This is a genomic window from Bathymodiolus heckerae thiotrophic gill symbiont (genome assembly GCF_900180345.1).
Classification (GTDB): domain Bacteria; phylum Pseudomonadota; class Gammaproteobacteria; order PS1; family Pseudothioglobaceae; genus Thiodubiliella.
Genome location: NZ_FXLV01000090.1, coordinates 1 through 1651, shown reverse-complemented (window position 1 = coordinate 1651; position 1651 = coordinate 1). Strand labels below are relative to the sequence as shown.

The window sequence follows — 1651 nt, the reverse complement described above, 5'->3', positions numbered from 1 at the left end:
AGAATGGGGGGTAGTTTTGGTGCTGGGTTCCTAGCAGGTTCAGTTGGTTCTTACCTTGGTTCATCAGGTAATGCAGTTAATACTAGCGAGCTTGTTGCCAATACCATTACAGATGCGGTAGTTGGGGGTACAGTCTCAGTTATCGGTGGGGGTAAGTTTGCTAATGGGGCACAGACTGGGGCGTTTAGGTATTTGTTTAATGAGAGTATGCATGCTGGGAAGGGGTTGCAGGTTAGGTTTAGTACAAAAGATTATGATAACGGTGCTACTGTTGGTTTGTATGAATCTGCAGAGGGCTCTTATGTTTCTCATGGTGGAAAGCCTAGCCAAGTTAGAAAAGAATTATCTTATTTTTCCTCAAGTCCCAAGGGGTCTGATATTATGTCTCAAAGTGGCACTTTAACCATCTATCCTGGTTCTGCTAGTGCACCTCTTGGTAAAACATATTTTTATTATAGTGGTGGTGGACATATTGATAGTATTGCTCATGAAATTGGCCATACAGTTTTTGGTGGCTCTTATTTAGATTATTTAGGTCAAGATATTCATACTCCCTGTGGGTCTTGTCGCGTTGGCAATGTTCAGATTAATCAAAATTCTTTTAGGGCGTGGCGTGGCGTAGGAAACAGGAGTGTCTACACAGAAACTGGCATTGGACACCCTTATGAAGGGCATATGTTTTGGACAAACTAATTTATGTTCTTAATTAAATTACCCCTTTTACTGTTGCTATTTTTACATAGTTTTGTTGCGTTGAGTAGTTCATATATTTCGTCTAATATTACTTGCAAGCCAGTTGATACTTGGTTGGAATCAGAAAAAGAACTATTAACAAAAAAACTTGGAAATGAGAATTTTGATGAGTTGATTTTTTTAGAGGTTAATAAAAATTATATTCATAAAGAAACTGGAAATTGTATCTATAAAAGCGATGCTCTTATTGTGGCTTTTCACCAAGGCAATGAAGGGGGAGGGGGAGATATATTTATCGTTCCTGTGCGTAAAGTCCATAATGGGAAAAGACTTATATATTCTAAGCATTCAGTATACATGTTCTCAGATGACTATACTATAGAGAAGCAATTCTCATTTGAAATAAATGAAAAAACAAACTACTTTAATGTTGCTAGTGCTAAATTTATTTATAGTCAACACCTATACCCTAAACAATATGCAATAGTTGCAATATTTACATATAAAGATAAGAGAAAATATGCATATGTTATAAAGACAAAACCAACAACAAGATGGTGAAGAATAATGGAAGGTAATATTGTTGAGCGTATGAGTTATCATGCATTTGGAGAAAGGCGTACCAGCGACCCACTACTCCCCATCATCCCAGCCCTAACCAACAGAGGCTTCACTGGGCACGAACACATTGATGAGATGGGCTTTATTCATATGAATGGTAGAGTATACGACCCGAGTATTGGACGGTTTTTAAGTGCGGATACCTATATCCAAGACCCTTACAATACACAAAGTTACAACAGATACAGTTATGTAATGAATAATCCTCTTAAATACACTGATCCGAGTGGCTACTTGAGTTGGAACCCCTTTAAGGCATTGAAAAAAGCTTGGAGAAATGTCAAGAAATACGGCAGGAAAATTGTAGTAATAGCTGCCGCTATTTACACAGGTGGTG

General features: G+C 37.8%; 3 protein-coding genes. All 3 read left to right on the top strand.

Translation table 11 applies throughout. The annotated features are described in order from the left end of the window. Positions 1-693, top strand: a 693-nt coding sequence (locus tag CRYPD_RS08220) for a hypothetical protein (RefSeq protein WP_171004403.1), incomplete at its 5' end; no start/stop codon positions are given. 3 nt (positions 694-696) lie between these two features. Further along, entirely contained in the window at positions 697-1254 is a 558-nt protein-coding gene (locus CRYPD_RS07615) for a hypothetical protein (RefSeq protein WP_212744002.1), read from the top strand. A 6-nt stretch (positions 1255-1260) separates the two neighbouring features. Beyond that, positions 1261-1651, top strand: a 391-nt coding sequence (locus CRYPD_RS07610; protein ID WP_138146972.1) for an RHS repeat domain-containing protein, incomplete at its 3' end; no start/stop codon positions are given.